Annotated in this window: 15 protein-coding genes and 3 pseudogenes; 14 read left to right on the forward strand and 4 right to left on the reverse strand. The window is 42.7% G+C overall.

Annotation, left to right across the window (positions count from 1 at the left end; genetic code table 11):
* Positions 1 to 7: 7 nt before the first annotated feature.
* Genes J1C86_RS01670 through J1C86_RS01685 form a run of 4 tightly spaced genes read left to right on the forward strand, consistent with a single transcriptional unit; the run spans position 8 to position 3,331 of the window.
* Positions 8 to 529, forward strand: coding sequence for a dihydrofolate reductase family protein (locus J1C86_RS01670; protein WP_000301974.1), 522 nt, complete (start codon positions 8 to 10; stop codon positions 527 to 529).
* Between the two features lie 17 nt (positions 530 to 546).
* Positions 547 to 1,890: a cysteine--tRNA ligase gene (gene cysS / locus J1C86_RS01675; RefSeq protein WP_125407661.1), complete on the forward strand. Its 1,344-nt coding sequence runs from the start codon at positions 547 to 549 to the stop codon at positions 1,888 to 1,890.
* Positions 1,883 to 2,275: a Mini-ribonuclease 3 gene (locus J1C86_RS01680; RefSeq protein WP_004185361.1), complete on the forward strand. Its 393-nt coding sequence runs from the start codon at positions 1,883 to 1,885 to the stop codon at positions 2,273 to 2,275. The genes cysS and J1C86_RS01680 overlap by 8 nt, the downstream gene beginning before the upstream one ends.
* A 36-nt stretch (positions 2,276 to 2,311) precedes the next feature.
* Positions 2,312 to 3,331 (forward strand): DUF6287 domain-containing protein, encoded by a 1,020-nt coding sequence (locus J1C86_RS01685; protein WP_427150809.1) that lies wholly within the window; start codon positions 2,312 to 2,314, stop codon positions 3,329 to 3,331.
* 157 nt (positions 3,332 to 3,488) lie between these two features.
* Here the strand turns inward: J1C86_RS01685 and J1C86_RS01690 are convergent, their stop codons facing one another.
* Positions 3,489 to 4,445, reverse strand: a complete 957-nt coding sequence (locus J1C86_RS01690) for an aromatic acid exporter family protein (RefSeq protein WP_061603027.1) — start codon at positions 4,443 to 4,445, stop codon at positions 3,489 to 3,491.
* 152 nt (positions 4,446 to 4,597) lie between these two features.
* Between J1C86_RS01690 and rlmB the strand changes: the two genes are divergently transcribed.
* The 5 genes from rlmB to rpsI all read left to right on the forward strand — a co-directional run bounded on the left by rlmB (position 4,598) and on the right by rpsI (position 7,736).
* The gene (rlmB, locus tag J1C86_RS01695; RefSeq protein ID WP_125409377.1) at positions 4,598 to 5,326 is read left to right on the forward strand and encodes a 23S rRNA (guanosine(2251)-2'-O)-methyltransferase RlmB; all 729 of its coding nucleotides are present in this window, start codon (positions 4,598 to 4,600) and stop codon (positions 5,324 to 5,326) included.
* Positions 5,323 to 5,844 carry an NYN domain-containing protein gene (locus J1C86_RS01700; protein WP_002902298.1) on the forward strand — a complete coding sequence of 174 codons (522 nt, stop codon included), beginning with the start codon at positions 5,323 to 5,325 and terminating at the stop codon, positions 5,842 to 5,844. The genes rlmB and J1C86_RS01700 overlap by 4 nt, the downstream gene beginning before the upstream one ends.
* Positions 5,834 to 6,697: a DegV family protein gene (locus J1C86_RS01705; protein ID WP_002911680.1), complete on the forward strand. Its 864-nt coding sequence runs from the start codon at positions 5,834 to 5,836 to the stop codon at positions 6,695 to 6,697. Before J1C86_RS01700 ends, J1C86_RS01705 begins: the two co-directional genes overlap by 11 nt.
* 180 nt (positions 6,698 to 6,877) lie before the next feature.
* Positions 6,878 to 7,324 carry a 50S ribosomal protein L13 gene (gene rplM, locus J1C86_RS01710; protein ID WP_002893769.1) on the forward strand — a complete coding sequence of 149 codons (447 nt, stop codon included), beginning with the start codon at positions 6,878 to 6,880 and terminating at the stop codon, positions 7,322 to 7,324.
* A 19-nt stretch (positions 7,325 to 7,343) separates the two neighbouring features.
* The gene (gene rpsI, locus J1C86_RS01715; protein ID WP_002911681.1) at positions 7,344 to 7,736 is read left to right on the forward strand and encodes a 30S ribosomal protein S9; all 393 of its coding nucleotides are present in this window, start codon (positions 7,344 to 7,346) and stop codon (positions 7,734 to 7,736) included.
* Positions 7,737 to 7,845: 109 nt separating this feature from the next.
* On the opposite strand, the gene J1C86_RS01720 is transcribed toward rpsI, so the two are convergent.
* The 3 genes from J1C86_RS01720 to J1C86_RS01730 form a co-directional block, all read right to left on the reverse strand.
* Positions 7,846 to 8,067, reverse strand: coding sequence for a tyrosine-type recombinase/integrase (locus J1C86_RS01720; RefSeq protein ID WP_002893762.1), 222 nt, complete (start codon positions 8,065 to 8,067; stop codon positions 7,846 to 7,848).
* A 244-nt stretch (positions 8,068 to 8,311) separates the two neighbouring features.
* A complete protein-coding gene (locus tag J1C86_RS01725) occupies positions 8,312 to 8,920 on the reverse strand; it encodes a DUF1269 domain-containing protein (RefSeq protein ID WP_002893760.1) in 609 nt (202 codons plus the stop codon).
* 66 nt (positions 8,921 to 8,986) lie between these two features.
* Positions 8,987 to 9,277, reverse strand: a complete 291-nt coding sequence (locus J1C86_RS01730) for a hypothetical protein (RefSeq protein WP_037614148.1) — start codon at positions 9,275 to 9,277, stop codon at positions 8,987 to 8,989.
* Between J1C86_RS01730 and J1C86_RS01735 the strand changes: the two are divergent.
* From J1C86_RS01735 to J1C86_RS01755, 5 genes and pseudogenes are all read left to right on the forward strand, one after another.
* Positions 9,271 to 9,414, forward strand: a pseudogene (locus tag J1C86_RS01735) (IS982 family transposase); the annotation flags it as partial. The gene J1C86_RS01730 and the pseudogene J1C86_RS01735 sit on opposite strands and share 7 nt — an antisense overlap.
* A 3-nt stretch (positions 9,415 to 9,417) precedes the next feature.
* Positions 9,418 to 9,751: pseudogene (locus J1C86_RS01740) on the forward strand (diacylglycerol/lipid kinase family protein); the annotation flags it as partial.
* 148 nt (positions 9,752 to 9,899) lie between these two features.
* Positions 9,900 to 10,490, forward strand: a pseudogene (locus tag J1C86_RS01745) (IS256 family transposase); the annotation flags it as partial.
* A 180-nt stretch (positions 10,491 to 10,670) separates the two neighbouring features.
* Positions 10,671 to 10,949 carry a DUF6110 family protein gene (locus tag J1C86_RS01750; RefSeq protein ID WP_002893755.1) on the forward strand — a complete coding sequence of 93 codons (279 nt, stop codon included), beginning with the start codon at positions 10,671 to 10,673 and terminating at the stop codon, positions 10,947 to 10,949.
* Between the two features lies 1 nt (position 10,950).
* Positions 10,951 to 13,014 carry a heavy metal translocating P-type ATPase gene (locus J1C86_RS01755; RefSeq protein WP_009660066.1) on the forward strand — a complete coding sequence of 688 codons (2,064 nt, stop codon included), beginning with the start codon at positions 10,951 to 10,953 and terminating at the stop codon, positions 13,012 to 13,014.
* Positions 13,015 to 13,049: the final 35 nt, after the last annotated feature.

A 13,049-nucleotide genomic window follows, 5' to 3' on the forward strand; every position in this document is an offset into this window, starting at 1 on the left:
TACAAGAATGGCAGTATATTTTTACGGCTGTATCACCATGGATGGCTACTTGGCAGACAGCCAGCACAGGATAGACTGGCTGCATCAGCTTGGTTCTGTAGAGGATACAGGCTATGATGACTTTTACAGGCAAATGGATATCACCATCATGGGCAAGCGGACCTTTGAGGAAATCCAAGATTTGCAAGATGTAGAAAGTTTTTATCAAGCTACGGAAAACTATGTCTTTACGCATGATAGGCACCTGCCTGTCAGCAATTACCAGCCAGTAGCTGGGGATGTGGTGGACTTTGTTCACCAGATTGACAAAGGCAAAAATGTCTTTGTAATTGGTGGTAATTCCTTGGTAGGACCGCTCTTGGATGCGGATCTTTTCGACCACCTCATTATTCAGATAGCACCCCTTATCCTAGGAAAGGGGGTTCCCCTCTTTACCCAAGAGGAAGGGCAGCGCTTTTACCAACTGGATAGCCTCAGACAATTTGGCCCTTTTGCAGAGCTGGTTTTCAGCCGAAAAAGTCAGAAATAGAGAAGGGAGTGGACCGCATGATTAAAATTTACGACACCATGACCCGCAGCCTACGTGAATTTGTGCCCATTGAAGAGGGCAAGGTTCGCATGTATGTCTGCGGTCCGACGGTTTATAACTATATCCATGTCGGCAATGCCCGCTCAACAGTAGCTTTTGACACAGTTCGTCGCTATTTTGAGTATCGGGGATTTGAGGTCAATTATATTTCCAATTTTACAGATGTAGATGATAAGATTATCCATCGCGCCAAGGAAGAAGGCATCACTCCCAAAGAAGTGGCTGACAAGTATATCGCTGCTTTTCGTGAGGATGTGACGGCCTTAGGTGTTAAGCCGGCTACTCAGCATCCGCGAGTGATTGATTTTATGGAGGCAATCATTGACTTCGTGCAGACTTTGGTGGACAAGGGCTACGCCTATGAGTCAGAGGGCGATGTCTATTTCCGTGTGGAAAAGTCTCACAATTATGCCAAACTAGCCAACAAAACCTTGGCAAACTTGGAGTTGGGTGCTTCTGGTCGGACGGATGAGGAGACTGCTCGTAAGGAAAATCCGGTGGATTTTGCTCTCTGGAAGGCAGCTAAGCCGGGCGAGATTTCCTGGGACAGTCCTTGGGGAGCAGGTCGTCCGGGCTGGCACATCGAGTGTTCGGTCATGTCGACGGAGATCTTGGGTGATACTATTGATATCCACGGTGGTGGAGCAGACCTAGAGTTTCCTCACCATACCAATGAAATCGCCCAGTCAGAGGCCAAGACTGGTCAGACTTTTGCCAACTACTGGATGCATAATGGCTTTGTCAATATTGACGATGTTAAGATGTCCAAGTCTCTAGGCAATTTCATCACCGTTCATGATGCCCTCAAGACCATTGATGGTCAGGTGCTGCGTTTCTTCTTTGCTACCCAGCATTACCGCAAGCCGATTAATTTCACAGAAAAAGCTGTTCATGATGCAGCGACTAATCTCAAATATTTGAAGAATACCTATGAGCAGCCTTTCACGGGTCAGGCAGATTCTAATCAGCTTCAGGCCTTTCTGGACAAGTTCACCGCCGCTATGGACGAAGATTTCAATGCGGCTAACGGTATCACGGTTGTCTTCGAGCTAGCCAAGTGGATCAACTCTGGTAACTACACCGCTGAAGTCAAGGCAGCCTTTGCCAAGCTCTTAGAAGTTTTTGGTATCGTCTTCGTAGAAGAAGTTTTGGACGCGGACATTGAGCGCTTGATTGAGGAACGCCAAGAAGCGCGTGCTAATCGAGATTTTGCGACAGCAGACCGTATTCGAGATGAATTGGCCGCTCAGGGTATCAAGCTTTTGGATACTAAGGATGGAGTGAGGTGGACACGTGACTGATGTCAACCTGATTAACGGTATTGCTCTCGCCTTTGAGGGAGATGCTGTCTACTCCATGTATATTCGGCGCCACCTGATTTTTCAAGGTCTGACCAAGCCCAATCAGCTGCATAGGGAAGCGACTAAGTACGTTTCTGCCAAGGCTCAGGCCAATCTCATCTCTCTCATGCTGGAAGAAGGGATTCTGACGGAGAAGGAAGAGGATATCTACAAGCGCGGCCGCAATGCCAACAGCCATACCAAGGCTAAGAATACGGACATCGTCACCTACCGTATGTCTACCGGCTTTGAGGCAGTCATGGGTTACCTGCATATGACCGAAGCCATTGAGCGACTGGAAGAGCTGATTGACTGGTGTATTCAACGGGTGGAGGAAAGCAAATAAAAAAAATTATCTAGCTCCGTTTACAAGCTAGATAAATTGAAGATATCTAAAACAGGGTTGCTGCGGCAGCTCTTTTCTTTAGTGTCTGTATTTGCTATAATATACACAATAGAAAACATTTATAGGAGAAAAACTGTGAAAAAATATTTTACTCTGTCGGTAGCGACTTTATCTTTGCTTTTGCTCTGTGCTTGCAGTAATAAGAAGCAAACAGAATCTTCTTCTAGTAGGGTTTCTAGTAGCAAGACTAGCAGTTCCTCTAGCAAATCTTCTTCTAGCAAAAAGGTTGAAAAAACTGATATAAAACTTTATGATTCTATTTTGGATATGTATGCTCAGGCGATTCAGAATCCGAAAGCTAATCAACAAAACCAAGAGATTAATTGGATTGTTTCTCAAGCTGATAATCATCCGCAAGTTTATAGTGGAGTCTTCTATAGTTATTATGACCTAGATAAAAACGGAACAGAAGAGTTGATTGTTGCTATGGGGCGCGTGAATGCTGATGTGAAGTATGATCTTCTGGATATTTATACTATTGATGACCAAAAACCACTTCGTTTGACAAATAAGGAAAATCAGTTGGCTTGGATTGGAGAGCGGATGATTCTGACGCCTCTGAAAGATGGCACTTTCCTCTATCGCGGTGCCTCTTCAGCTACTGAGGCTCAATATATTCATTACAAATTCAACCCAAAAGGAAATGGATTGGAAAAAGTGGCAGAGGGCGAGAGCCAAGAATCCTTAGGACAACTGGCCGATTTTCTGGATTTATCCACTCTGGACTGGAAAGCCTTGGGTAAAACGGAAACGAATACGGAAAGTTCTGAATCTTCCATGAATGAAGAAGAGATAAAAAATGGAGACTACTCTAGCATTGTAGGAACTTGGAAAAGTGGTACTGGAAATACATTGGTGTTTGATGCCAATGGTTTGGTGAGCGAAACTCAACATTTGAGCGAATATGGTGCAAGAGATATGTATGGTTTTGTTAGTATTGGAGTCCTCCCTAAGCAAGGTGCAGGTGGTTATGTAATAGCTTTTATACCTAAATGAAAAGACTACACTATCACTAATGCAGGAGAAACATATAAAGATGCATCAGATCATGATCGAGATCGGATTTGGGCTGGTCAAGGACTGGGAACCAATACAGATCCGAATTCCTTTTATTATAAAATAGACTGAAAAGACTAGCTGCTTTCCATGGCAGCTAGTCTTCTTTATAATTTTCGTAAAATTCTACCTTAATCCTAATAAAGGTTTCCAAGTCTCGCAGGAGCTGCAGGAGTATGGCGCGGGTTTCAAATTCCTGGCGGGTCTTAGGGAGCGGCCGCTCGCGAAATACGGTCAAATAGTTGTCAATCTCGTCCAAGAGGTCTCGGGCGGGATTTTCTTGGCTCAGCTGCTTAGCGGTCTGGGAGAAGAGGCGGGCTAAAATCAAGCTTTCACTGGCTGCTAGATGGCAGTTATTAATATTGCTGGCCATGTCTTGCAGGATGCGGTTTTGGGCCTGTCGCATTTCAAAATAGTGAATATGGTAGTTGGTCTGGTGAAAGAGGTGGTTGGAGTGGTCCAGATAGACCAGCTGCAAGGCCTGCTGCAAAATCTTGTCCAGCTCCTTAATCAGAGCTGCATCATTTCGGCCGTCTCCAGCTTTTAAGAAATATTCAAAGCGTAGCAAAATCTTTTTCAGCTGTTCCTCCACTTGCTCATGGTAGCTGTCAATTTCTTGCTGGCGCGAGGGCATATAGAGATTGGCTAGCAGAGCAAAGCCAGTTCCAATAAGAAATAGAGCTAGCTCATTTCCAAGCAGTGACCAGGAGGTGGATTTTTCTAAGAGCAGATGGGTGACCAGGACGGTACTGGGGGTAATGCCGATTTCCCAGCCAAGCCGAAAGGCCAGAGGTACATAGAGCGCGATATAGATGGCCAATGCTCCGAGATGAAAACCTAGAAAGTGAAAAGCCAGGCTTCCGATAGCCAGAGCCAGCAGGGTAGATAAAAAGCGATTGCCAGCTAGCTTTGCAGTACTGCGGCGGGTATCGGTCACGCTGAGGATGGCAATAATTCCGGCTGAAGTTGAGTAGGCCAGACCTAAAAAGTCAGCCAGCCAAGCAGCTAGACAGGTGGCTAGTACTAGCTTGATGGTGCGTTGGAGGAGAGACATGAGTAAGAGTTTCCTTTTTTAGACTTCTTTCTATTATAGCATGACAGGCGTAGAATCTTGGGGACTGCTGATTGCTTTTTATCAGAGCAGAATTCTGTCTCGCCCGAGTAAATCCTGCCGCCATTTGTTCGCCTTTGTGTTATACTAGTCCTATGGAAAAAAACGATATTGTCTACGGTGTGCATGCGGTGACAGAGGCTCTCGCAGCTAACACTGGAAATAAACTTTACATTCAGGACGACCTGCGTGGTAAAAAGGTCGATAAAATCAAAGATTTAGCTGCAGAAAAGAAGGTTTCTATCTCATGGACGCCTAAGAAAACCTTGCAGGAGATGACTGATGGAGAAGTTCACCAGGGCTTTGTCCTGCGGGTGGCGGAGTTCGCCTATACTGACTTCGAGGTGCTGTTGAAGAAAGCAGAGCAGGAAGACAATCCTCTCCTATTGATTTTGGACGGACTGACTGACCCGCATAATCTAGGTTCTATCTTGCGGACGGCTGACGCGACCAATGTAGCGGGAGTCATCATTCCCAAGCACCGGGCAGTCGGTGTGACACCAGTCGTAGCCAAGACCTCAACGGGTGCCATTGAGCATATTCCTATTGCCCGTGTGACCAATCTCAGCCAGACTCTGGATAAGCTCAAGGAAGCTGGTTTCTGGATTTTCGGTACAGATATGCAGGGGACGCCTTCTCATAAGTGGAATACAGCAGGCAAGCTGGCCCTCATCATCGGCAACGAAGCTAAGGGGATCTCAAGCAATATTAAAAAGCAAGTGGACGAGATGATTTCCATTCCCATGAATGGGCATGTTCAGAGCCTCAATGCCAGTGTCGCAGCGGCTATTCTCATGTATGAAGTATTTCGCAATCGCCTATGAAAAGAAAAATCTTACTGGTGGACGGTTACAATATGACGGCCTTTTGGCGGGAGACTCGTCCTTACTTTAACCGCGGAGAACTAGATGCCGCACGAACGATTCTGCTTCAGAAGCTCAGTAATTATGCCAGTTTTGAAGGACTGGAAGTTATCTGCGTCTTTGATGCCCAGTATATGCCGGGAGTTCGGCAGACCTACGAGGAGTTTAATGTGACGGTCGTTTTCACTGAAGAGGAGGAAACGGCGGATGACTATATCGAGCGCTTGGCAGCTGAGCTCAATACACCCAAAAATCAGGTGTCAGTTGCGACTAGCGATCTCAATGAGCAGTGGACTGTCTTCGCCCAAGGAGCTTTGAGAGTTTCCGCTAGAGAGCTAGAGAAGCGAGTGGCTGTTACCAAATCAGACCTCAATAAACTGAGCGGACAAATCAACCTGCAAAGACCGCCCTTGCGACCGATGGACAGCCAATCTTTGCGTGATTTACAAAAAATGATGGAGAAAAAAGATGACCTTTAAAATTTTAACCGATTCAACAGCAGACCTGCCAGAAAACTGGACCCAGGAAAATGATGTTCAGGTCCTAGGCCTGACCATTCAGCTAGATGGCCAAACTTATGAGACAGTTGGCGCAGGCAAGCTGACCAGCCAAGAACTTCTGGATAAGATGGAGTCCGGCAGTAAGCCGACTACCAGTCAGATCAATGTCGGCCAGTTTGAAGATGTTTTTCGTAGCTATGCCAAGGAAGAGACACCAGTTCTCTATGTAGCCTTTGCTTCAGCCCTGTCAGGTACTTATCAGAGTGCTGTCATGGCACGGGAGATAGTCTTGGAAGATTTTCCAGGTGCACTGATTCGCATCATTGATACCAAGGCGGCTTCTATGGGGGAAGGACTTTTAGTCATGAAAGCGGCAGAAGCTAGAGCGGCAGGCCAGACCTTGGAGCAGACAGCAGACTTGATTGAGAGCTTGGTGCCTAAGGTCAAGACATATTTTCTGGTTGATGACCTCAATCATCTCATGCGGGGTGGTCGGATTTCCAAAACTGCTGCGCTTATGGGGAGCTTGGTCAATATCAAGCCGATTATCGCTGTCAAGGGAGATGGGACTCTGGACTCGGTCGCTAAGGTTCGCGGCAAGAAGAAGGCACAGGCTGAAGTTGTCCGCATGACTCTGGAGGGAGTTGCTGACCCGCGGGTGGTTATTGCCTATGCAGGTGCCAAAGAAGTTGCTGAGAGTCTAAAAGCCCAGCTGCTGGAAAGCGACCAAGTAGAGGAAGTTCTCCTCATGCCTCTGGGACCTGTCATTTCTACCCATACTGGTCCTGGAACTTTGGGACTCTTTAGTATTGCCCAAGACATTCAAGACTAAGAAAACATGAAATCGCTATTTCATAAATAATTGCTTCAAATCTATTGCTTTTGCCTACTATTTTTGATATGATAGTAGGCGGTATTGTTTACCCCATTTGTAAGGCCCCGGAACCTTTCAAATAACTCGCGGACCGGAACATCCGCCCTGTAAACAAAAACGATATTCATAGGAGAAATCATGAACAAAACAACATACATGGCTAAGCCAGGTGAAGTTGAACGCAAATGGTATGTAGTGGACGCTACTGATGTCCCTCTTGGACGCCTTTCTGCTGTTGTAGCAAGCGTACTTCGCGGAAAAAACAAACCAACCTTTACACCACACACTGATACAGGTGACTTCGTAATCGTTATCAACGCTGAAAAAGTAAAATTGACTGGTAAAAAAGCGACTGATAAGATCTACTACACTCACTCTATGTACCCAGGTGGATTGAAACAAATCTCAGCAGGTGAGCTTCGCTCTAAGAACGCTGTTCGTTTGATCGAAAAATCAGTTAAAGGTATGCTTCCGCACAATACTCTTGGCCGCGCTCAAGGTATGAAGCTGAAAGTATTTGTAGGCGCTGAGCACACTCACGCTGCACAACAACCAGAAGTTCTTGATATTTCAGGACTTATCTAAGGAAAGGAACAAATAAGCTATGTCACAAGCACAATATGCAGGTACTGGACGTCGTAAAAACGCTGTTGCACGCGTTCGCCTTGTTCCAGGAACTGGTAAAATCACTGTAAACAAAAAAGATGTTGAAGAGTACATCCCACACGCTGACCTTCGCTTGGTTATCAACCAACCATTCGTAGTTACTTCAACTGTTGGTCAATACGACGTTTTCGTAAACGTTGATGGTGGTGGCTACGCTGGTCAATCAGGCGCTATCCGTCACGGTATCGCTCGTGCCCTTCTTCAAGTAGACCCTGACTTCCGCGATTCATTGAAACGCGCAGGCCTTCTTACTCGTGATGCCCGCATGGTAGAACGTAAGAAACCAGGTCTTAAGAAAGCTCGTAAAGCATCACAATTCTCAAAACGTTAATCAATACGATTATATCAACGTTTACAGACATTCAAGAATTATTTCTTGGATGTCTTTTTTGTTTCAAAAAATCAAAGTTCACCCCAAAATTCACCCCATATTCACCCCATCAATTTTTTAAACTACGAAAAGCAATATCACCTACAGTCTGATTGACTTTATCTTTGATATTAACGTAAGTTTTTGTAATCTCTTTATCACTATGAGTAAGAGCTTCTGAGAAGGCTTCAAGAGAAACACCTGCTTGTTTAGCAAGAGTAGCACCAGTATGTCTTAGTTTGTGTGGTGATGCTGGTGCTAATTCGGGATGTCTTCGTCTGACTGATTTCATCTTGATAAAACTTAAAATTTTTCTAATTATAACGAAGCATAGTCAAAAAGCTATGACCTCTATATTCACAAAAAAATCCAGACCAATACTAGTCCAGATTTCTTGTCTATTAAACATTCTTTTCAAAGAATGGAAGAACGGCTGTAACGGCTTTGTCAACGCAATTATTTAACTGTGAGAATCCGACGCACATAAATTTTAAATGGTGTCTCAGTCACATTTAAATTTATGAGACGCTTAGACGTTAGGCTTTCAATTTGTCAAATTTTGCTTTGACATTTGCCTTGAATTCTTCAAGTTTAGCCTTGCGTTCGGCTTTACGTTCAGCCTTCATTTGTGCACGTGCCTGGTTGTAGAGGTCTTCTTGGACTTGCAGAGCTGCTTCGATTTCGGCTACGACGGTTGCTACATCCCAACGCACGATTTGGGTGTCGTACTTGGTGAAGTAAGCATCGATGACTGCTTCGTTGTTTTCTTGCACCAAGGCGACAACGGCTGTTTCGCCGTCGATCAATTTTTGAGACACAACGTCAATCAAGCCAGCTTCTGCCGTATCAACGGTATCACCAGCAGCCAAACCATAGAGGCTGCCAATACCATAACCAAACAAGACGCCGATAGGACCACCCAAAAGCCCGATAACTGCACCGAGCAAGCCACCTTCTAGGGTTGCATCCGTCGTTGAATCTTCAAAGTCATAGCGTTCTTTTTCAACGATGTGACCGTTTTCATTTTTGACCAAGGCGATTTGAGCAACCTTGGTCGTCTGAGTTTGGCGGAAAGCCTTCAAATCCGCAAAGGACTGATAAGCTTCGCTTTCAGTGTTAAAGACTGAAACTACTAGGTTTTCCATAGTTAGTACCTCTTTTCTAAATATATACGTTCATTATAATACAGTTTCAATCACTTTTCAATCATTTTAGTGCGACATTTTAATTGATATGTCGCGTTTATCAGCGTCAAAGAACAGTTTCAGGCAGCGGTATATCTTTGCCATATCCCAGCCCAGACACTCTGGCGACTCTGAGTGATTATCAAGAAAGGCGTCCAGCAACATCTTAAAGCCTCCCGTGCAAAAAGTAAATAAATAGTGTTTTTCCTGTATGCCTGTCACACGGCTAAAAGACCGCTTGACCAAATCTTCCAGAAAATTATAGCAGATATTATGTACCAGCTCTGTGTAGCGAGTCTGATGAGCGTGCCGAATCACATCGACACTTTTATAGAATCTGCCAACTGTTTCCTTATGGTCGAATCCTTGAAAGAAGTCGCTTTATTCGTCGGTCAAGACAATTAATTTGGCTGGTGCAACTGATTCGCCAAGCTATGAACAAGCAATTATTACCTTTTGAAAGCAAAAATGGCAATTATGAAGGTGAAGCTACTCAGGTCTTAGTTCTTCTATCCAATTACTATGCAGACAAAAAACTATTTGATGAAAATACAGATGAATATGGAAATATCTTGATTTTAAAGGATTCATCCATCATTTCTAAATTATCGGCTATCCCAGATTTATTAAAAAGGGGATCTAGTAGGTAACAATAATATCGAATATATCAAAGTACGCAATATTAGGATTTCTTCAGAGGTTGAGTTAGAGTCAGATGTTGATGGGGATAAGTCGGATAATCTGCCAATAGATATAAAAATACTAGAAAACAGGCTTGAAAAAGGCTCGTAAAGCTAGCCAGTTCTCTAAACGTTAATTCGTTGCTGGACAGCAGAATACAAACGAAAACACTTTGCATCTTGCAAGGTGTTTTTTTCTATGAGAACTGGCGGTGCGCAATTAGGATAGCTCTAGCGACTTTAGTCGCATAGAGATATGCTATGCACAGTTGCCTCAAGAAAACAATGCTTCTTGGTCCACCCTGTTAGACAAGCTTCAAAACCAAGGAATCCAACAGATTTCTCTTGTAGTTACAGATGGCTTTAAGGGGCTTGAGCAGATTATCAGTCAGGCTCACCCATTAGCTAAACAACAATGTTGCTTAATTCATATTAGTCGAAATCTAGCTAGTAAAGTGAAACGAGCAGATAGAGCGGTTATTCTGGGGCAATTTATAATGATTTATCGTGCTGAAAATTTAGAAATGGCAGGACAAGCTTTAGAGGACTTTCTCGCCGAATGGAAACCAAAGTATAGGAAAGTCATGGAAAGTCTGGAGAAGACGGATAATCTTTTAACTTTTTATCAGTTTCCCTACCAGATTTGGCACAGCATGTATTCGACAAACCTCATTGAGTCTCTTAACAAAGAAATCAAACATCAAACGAAAAAGAAGGTTCTTTTTCCTAATGAGGAGGCTCTGGAACGTTACTTAGTTACGTTGTTTGAAGATTATAATTTCAAGCAAAGTCAACGAATCCATAAAGGGTTTGGTCAATGTTCTGATACACTTGAAAGCTTATTTAATTAACACTCCGTAACTCTACTTAAGTGTTTACACATAATTATTGACAGTATCAAAAAATAAAGTATATTGTTTTCATCATAATATAATTAAATATCAGTATAGAGAATTTTATCTATATATCAGATATCAGCAATTGCTTTTGCTGTCATTTTTCGCTACAATAGTTACAAGGAGGAAATAAACATGTTAAAAGAAGTATTAAACGTCGCAAAAGTTGCGAAAAAATCATCTCTCTTCTTAGGAGGGGTAGCATTTGGGACGCTTGGCTTGAAAGTCTTAGCAAGTAAAGAAGCTAAGAAAGGCTATTCTAAGGCCTTGGCTAAAGCTTACAAATTGAAAGATGGACTGGATGCATCTGTTTCTGTTGTAAAACAACACGGTGATGATGTTTTACAAGACGCTAAATATTTATACGAACAGGAAAAGAAAGAAGAACAATTAGATAGCCTGACAGGTGAATAATATGTCTTTTAAAGTGCTACACAGAGGATATCAACATATCCGATTATCGTCCTCGTTTTCACTGACCTTGGATATTCAAGATTATCTTCGTTCCTTGGCTAAAGATGAAAAAGGGATCGACTCTATTCAGTTTTATATGGATCAGCAGCACTTTACTCTACGTATGAAAGAAGGCTTCTCTGTATTAGAAAATGCAGAGGCCTTTTTAAAAAAAATTGACAAGGGGAAAGTTTCGGACTTGATGACTCTTCCCATTCGTAGAGAAGAGAGTGCTTATTCAATTGTATCGGGTGCAGCGATTAAGCGTTTGCTGTTTCGAAGTTTTGTACCCTACCCTATTCGTTATATTTGGACTTGTTATCAGGCTTTGGGTTATGTCAAAGAAGCCTATCAAACTTTAGCGCGCAAGGAACTAACCATGGAGGTCTTGGACTGTTCGGCCATTTTGTTGTCCTTGTTTATGAACCAATCCAAGACAGCTAGCAACATCATGTTTATGCTTGATTTGGGTAATCATCTGGATCAGTGGTCTTTAAAAAAAACAGCAACAGATTTGGAACAAAGCCTTCTTGCTAAAGAAAGTGATGTTTTCTTAGTGCGGGGAGACATGGTCATCAGCATCAAGAGTTCTGATGTTCAAGTAGGTGATGTATTAGTTGTCTCCCAAGGGAATGAAATCTTGTTTGACGGCCAAGTGGTTTCAGGATTAGGCATGGTCAATGAGAGTTCCTTGACTGGAGAGAGCTTCCCTGTTGAAAAGAAAGAGGGAGATTCTGTATGTGCGAATACTGTTTTGGAAACAGGAGAGTTAAGAATTCGTGTGACTGATAATCAGATAAACAGTCGTATTTTGCAACTCATCAATCTGATGAAAAAATCTGAAGAGAGTAAGAAGACAAAACAACGTCATTTTATTAGGATGGCAGACAAGGTTGTAAAATATAACTTCTTAGGTGCTGGTTTGACTTATCTGTTAACAGGTTCGTTTTCAAAAGCCATTTCCTTTTTATTGGTGGATTTTTCATGTGCTCTAAAAATATCCACACCTGTAGCCTACCTTACGGCCATAAAGGAAGGTCTAAATCGAGAAATGGTTATTAAAGATGGTGATGTATTAGAAAAATATCTGGAAGTGGATACTTTCTTGTTTGATAAAACGGGTACCATCACGACGAGTTATCCTTTGGTTGAAAAGGTTCTTCCTTTCGGAGATTATACTGAGAAAGATATTTTAAGAATAAGTGCATGTTTGGAGGAACATATCTATCATCCTATTGCCAATGCAATTGTTAAACAAGCTGAAATTGAAGGCATTGAACACGAAGAAATGCATGGCAAGCTTCAGTATGTTGCAAGCAAAGGGATTAAATCGCAAATTGATGGTCAATCGGTTGTCATTGGAAATTATGTACTAATGCAAGACGAACAGGTAAGAATTAGTTCTGAGCAGCTGGCCTTGATTGAGCAATATAAGACTCATTACAATTTATTGTTTTTGGCTTATAAGAAAGAATTAATTGGGATGTTTTGTATCCACACTCCCTTGAGAAGCGAGGCGAAAGTTGCATTGAAAAAGCTAAAGCGCCAAGGGAAAAAACTGATTCTGGCAACTGGTGATACGTTGGCTAGAACAGAAGAGTTGGTTAAAGATCTGCCATTTGACAACGTTTATACTGATTTAAAACCAGATGGTAAGTTTCAGTTGGTTCAGGAATTACAGAAAGCTGGCCGAACTATTTTGATGGTTGGAGACGGGTTAAACGACTCTGCTGCCTTGACGCTTGCAGATATTGGGGTTGTGATGAATGAAAGTGCTGATATTTCTAAGCAGATGAGTGATATTTTATTATTAGATAATCGTTTAGATTTCTTCGAGGAATTGAATTCTTTATCTGAATCGTTGCAGAAATTAATTCAAAGAAATATTCAAGAAACAGTTGTAATAAATGGAAGTTTAATTGGATTTGGGTTGTTAAATTGGTTAAGCCCATCTAATCTTTCGATATTGCACAATCTGACTACTTTAAGAATCGTCCTTCGTAGTCTTTCTATTAAAACTAGGTAAGAGACCGAGAAGCTGAGGTTATAAAAACTAAAAGG

The sequence above is a fragment of the Streptococcus sanguinis genome, assembly GCF_050220005.1.
GTDB lineage: Bacteria > Bacillota > Bacilli > Lactobacillales > Streptococcaceae > Streptococcus > Streptococcus sanguinis_Z.

What these genes read in the sequence shown, in the direction of transcription:
- J1C86_RS01670 (WP_000301974.1), top strand. Translation starts at nt 8, where the DNA reads ATGGCAGTATATTTTTACGGCTGTATCACCATGGATGGCTACTTGGCA.
- cysS (WP_125407661.1), top strand. Translation starts at nt 547, where the DNA reads ATGATTAAAATTTACGACACCATGACCCGCAGCCTACGTGAATTTGTG.
- J1C86_RS01690 (WP_061603027.1), bottom strand. Translation starts at nt 4,445, where the DNA reads ATGTCTCTCCTCCAACGCACCATCAAGCTAGTACTAGCCACCTGTCTA.
- rlmB (WP_125409377.1), top strand. Translation starts at nt 4,598, where the DNA reads ATGGAAAAAAACGATATTGTCTACGGTGTGCATGCGGTGACAGAGGCT.
- J1C86_RS01700 (WP_002902298.1), top strand. Translation starts at nt 5,323, where the DNA reads ATGAAAAGAAAAATCTTACTGGTGGACGGTTACAATATGACGGCCTTT.
- J1C86_RS01705 (WP_002911680.1), top strand. Translation starts at nt 5,834, where the DNA reads ATGACCTTTAAAATTTTAACCGATTCAACAGCAGACCTGCCAGAAAAC.
- rplM (WP_002893769.1), top strand. Translation starts at nt 6,878, where the DNA reads ATGAACAAAACAACATACATGGCTAAGCCAGGTGAAGTTGAACGCAAA.
- rpsI (WP_002911681.1), top strand. Translation starts at nt 7,344, where the DNA reads ATGTCACAAGCACAATATGCAGGTACTGGACGTCGTAAAAACGCTGTT.
- J1C86_RS01720 (WP_002893762.1), bottom strand. Translation starts at nt 8,067, where the DNA reads ATGAAATCAGTCAGACGAAGACATCCCGAATTAGCACCAGCATCACCA.
- J1C86_RS01725 (WP_002893760.1), bottom strand. Translation starts at nt 8,920, where the DNA reads ATGGAAAACCTAGTAGTTTCAGTCTTTAACACTGAAAGCGAAGCTTAT.
- J1C86_RS01750 (WP_002893755.1), top strand. Translation starts at nt 10,671, where the DNA reads ATGTTAAAAGAAGTATTAAACGTCGCAAAAGTTGCGAAAAAATCATCT.
- J1C86_RS01755 (WP_009660066.1), top strand. Translation starts at nt 10,951, where the DNA reads ATGTCTTTTAAAGTGCTACACAGAGGATATCAACATATCCGATTATCG.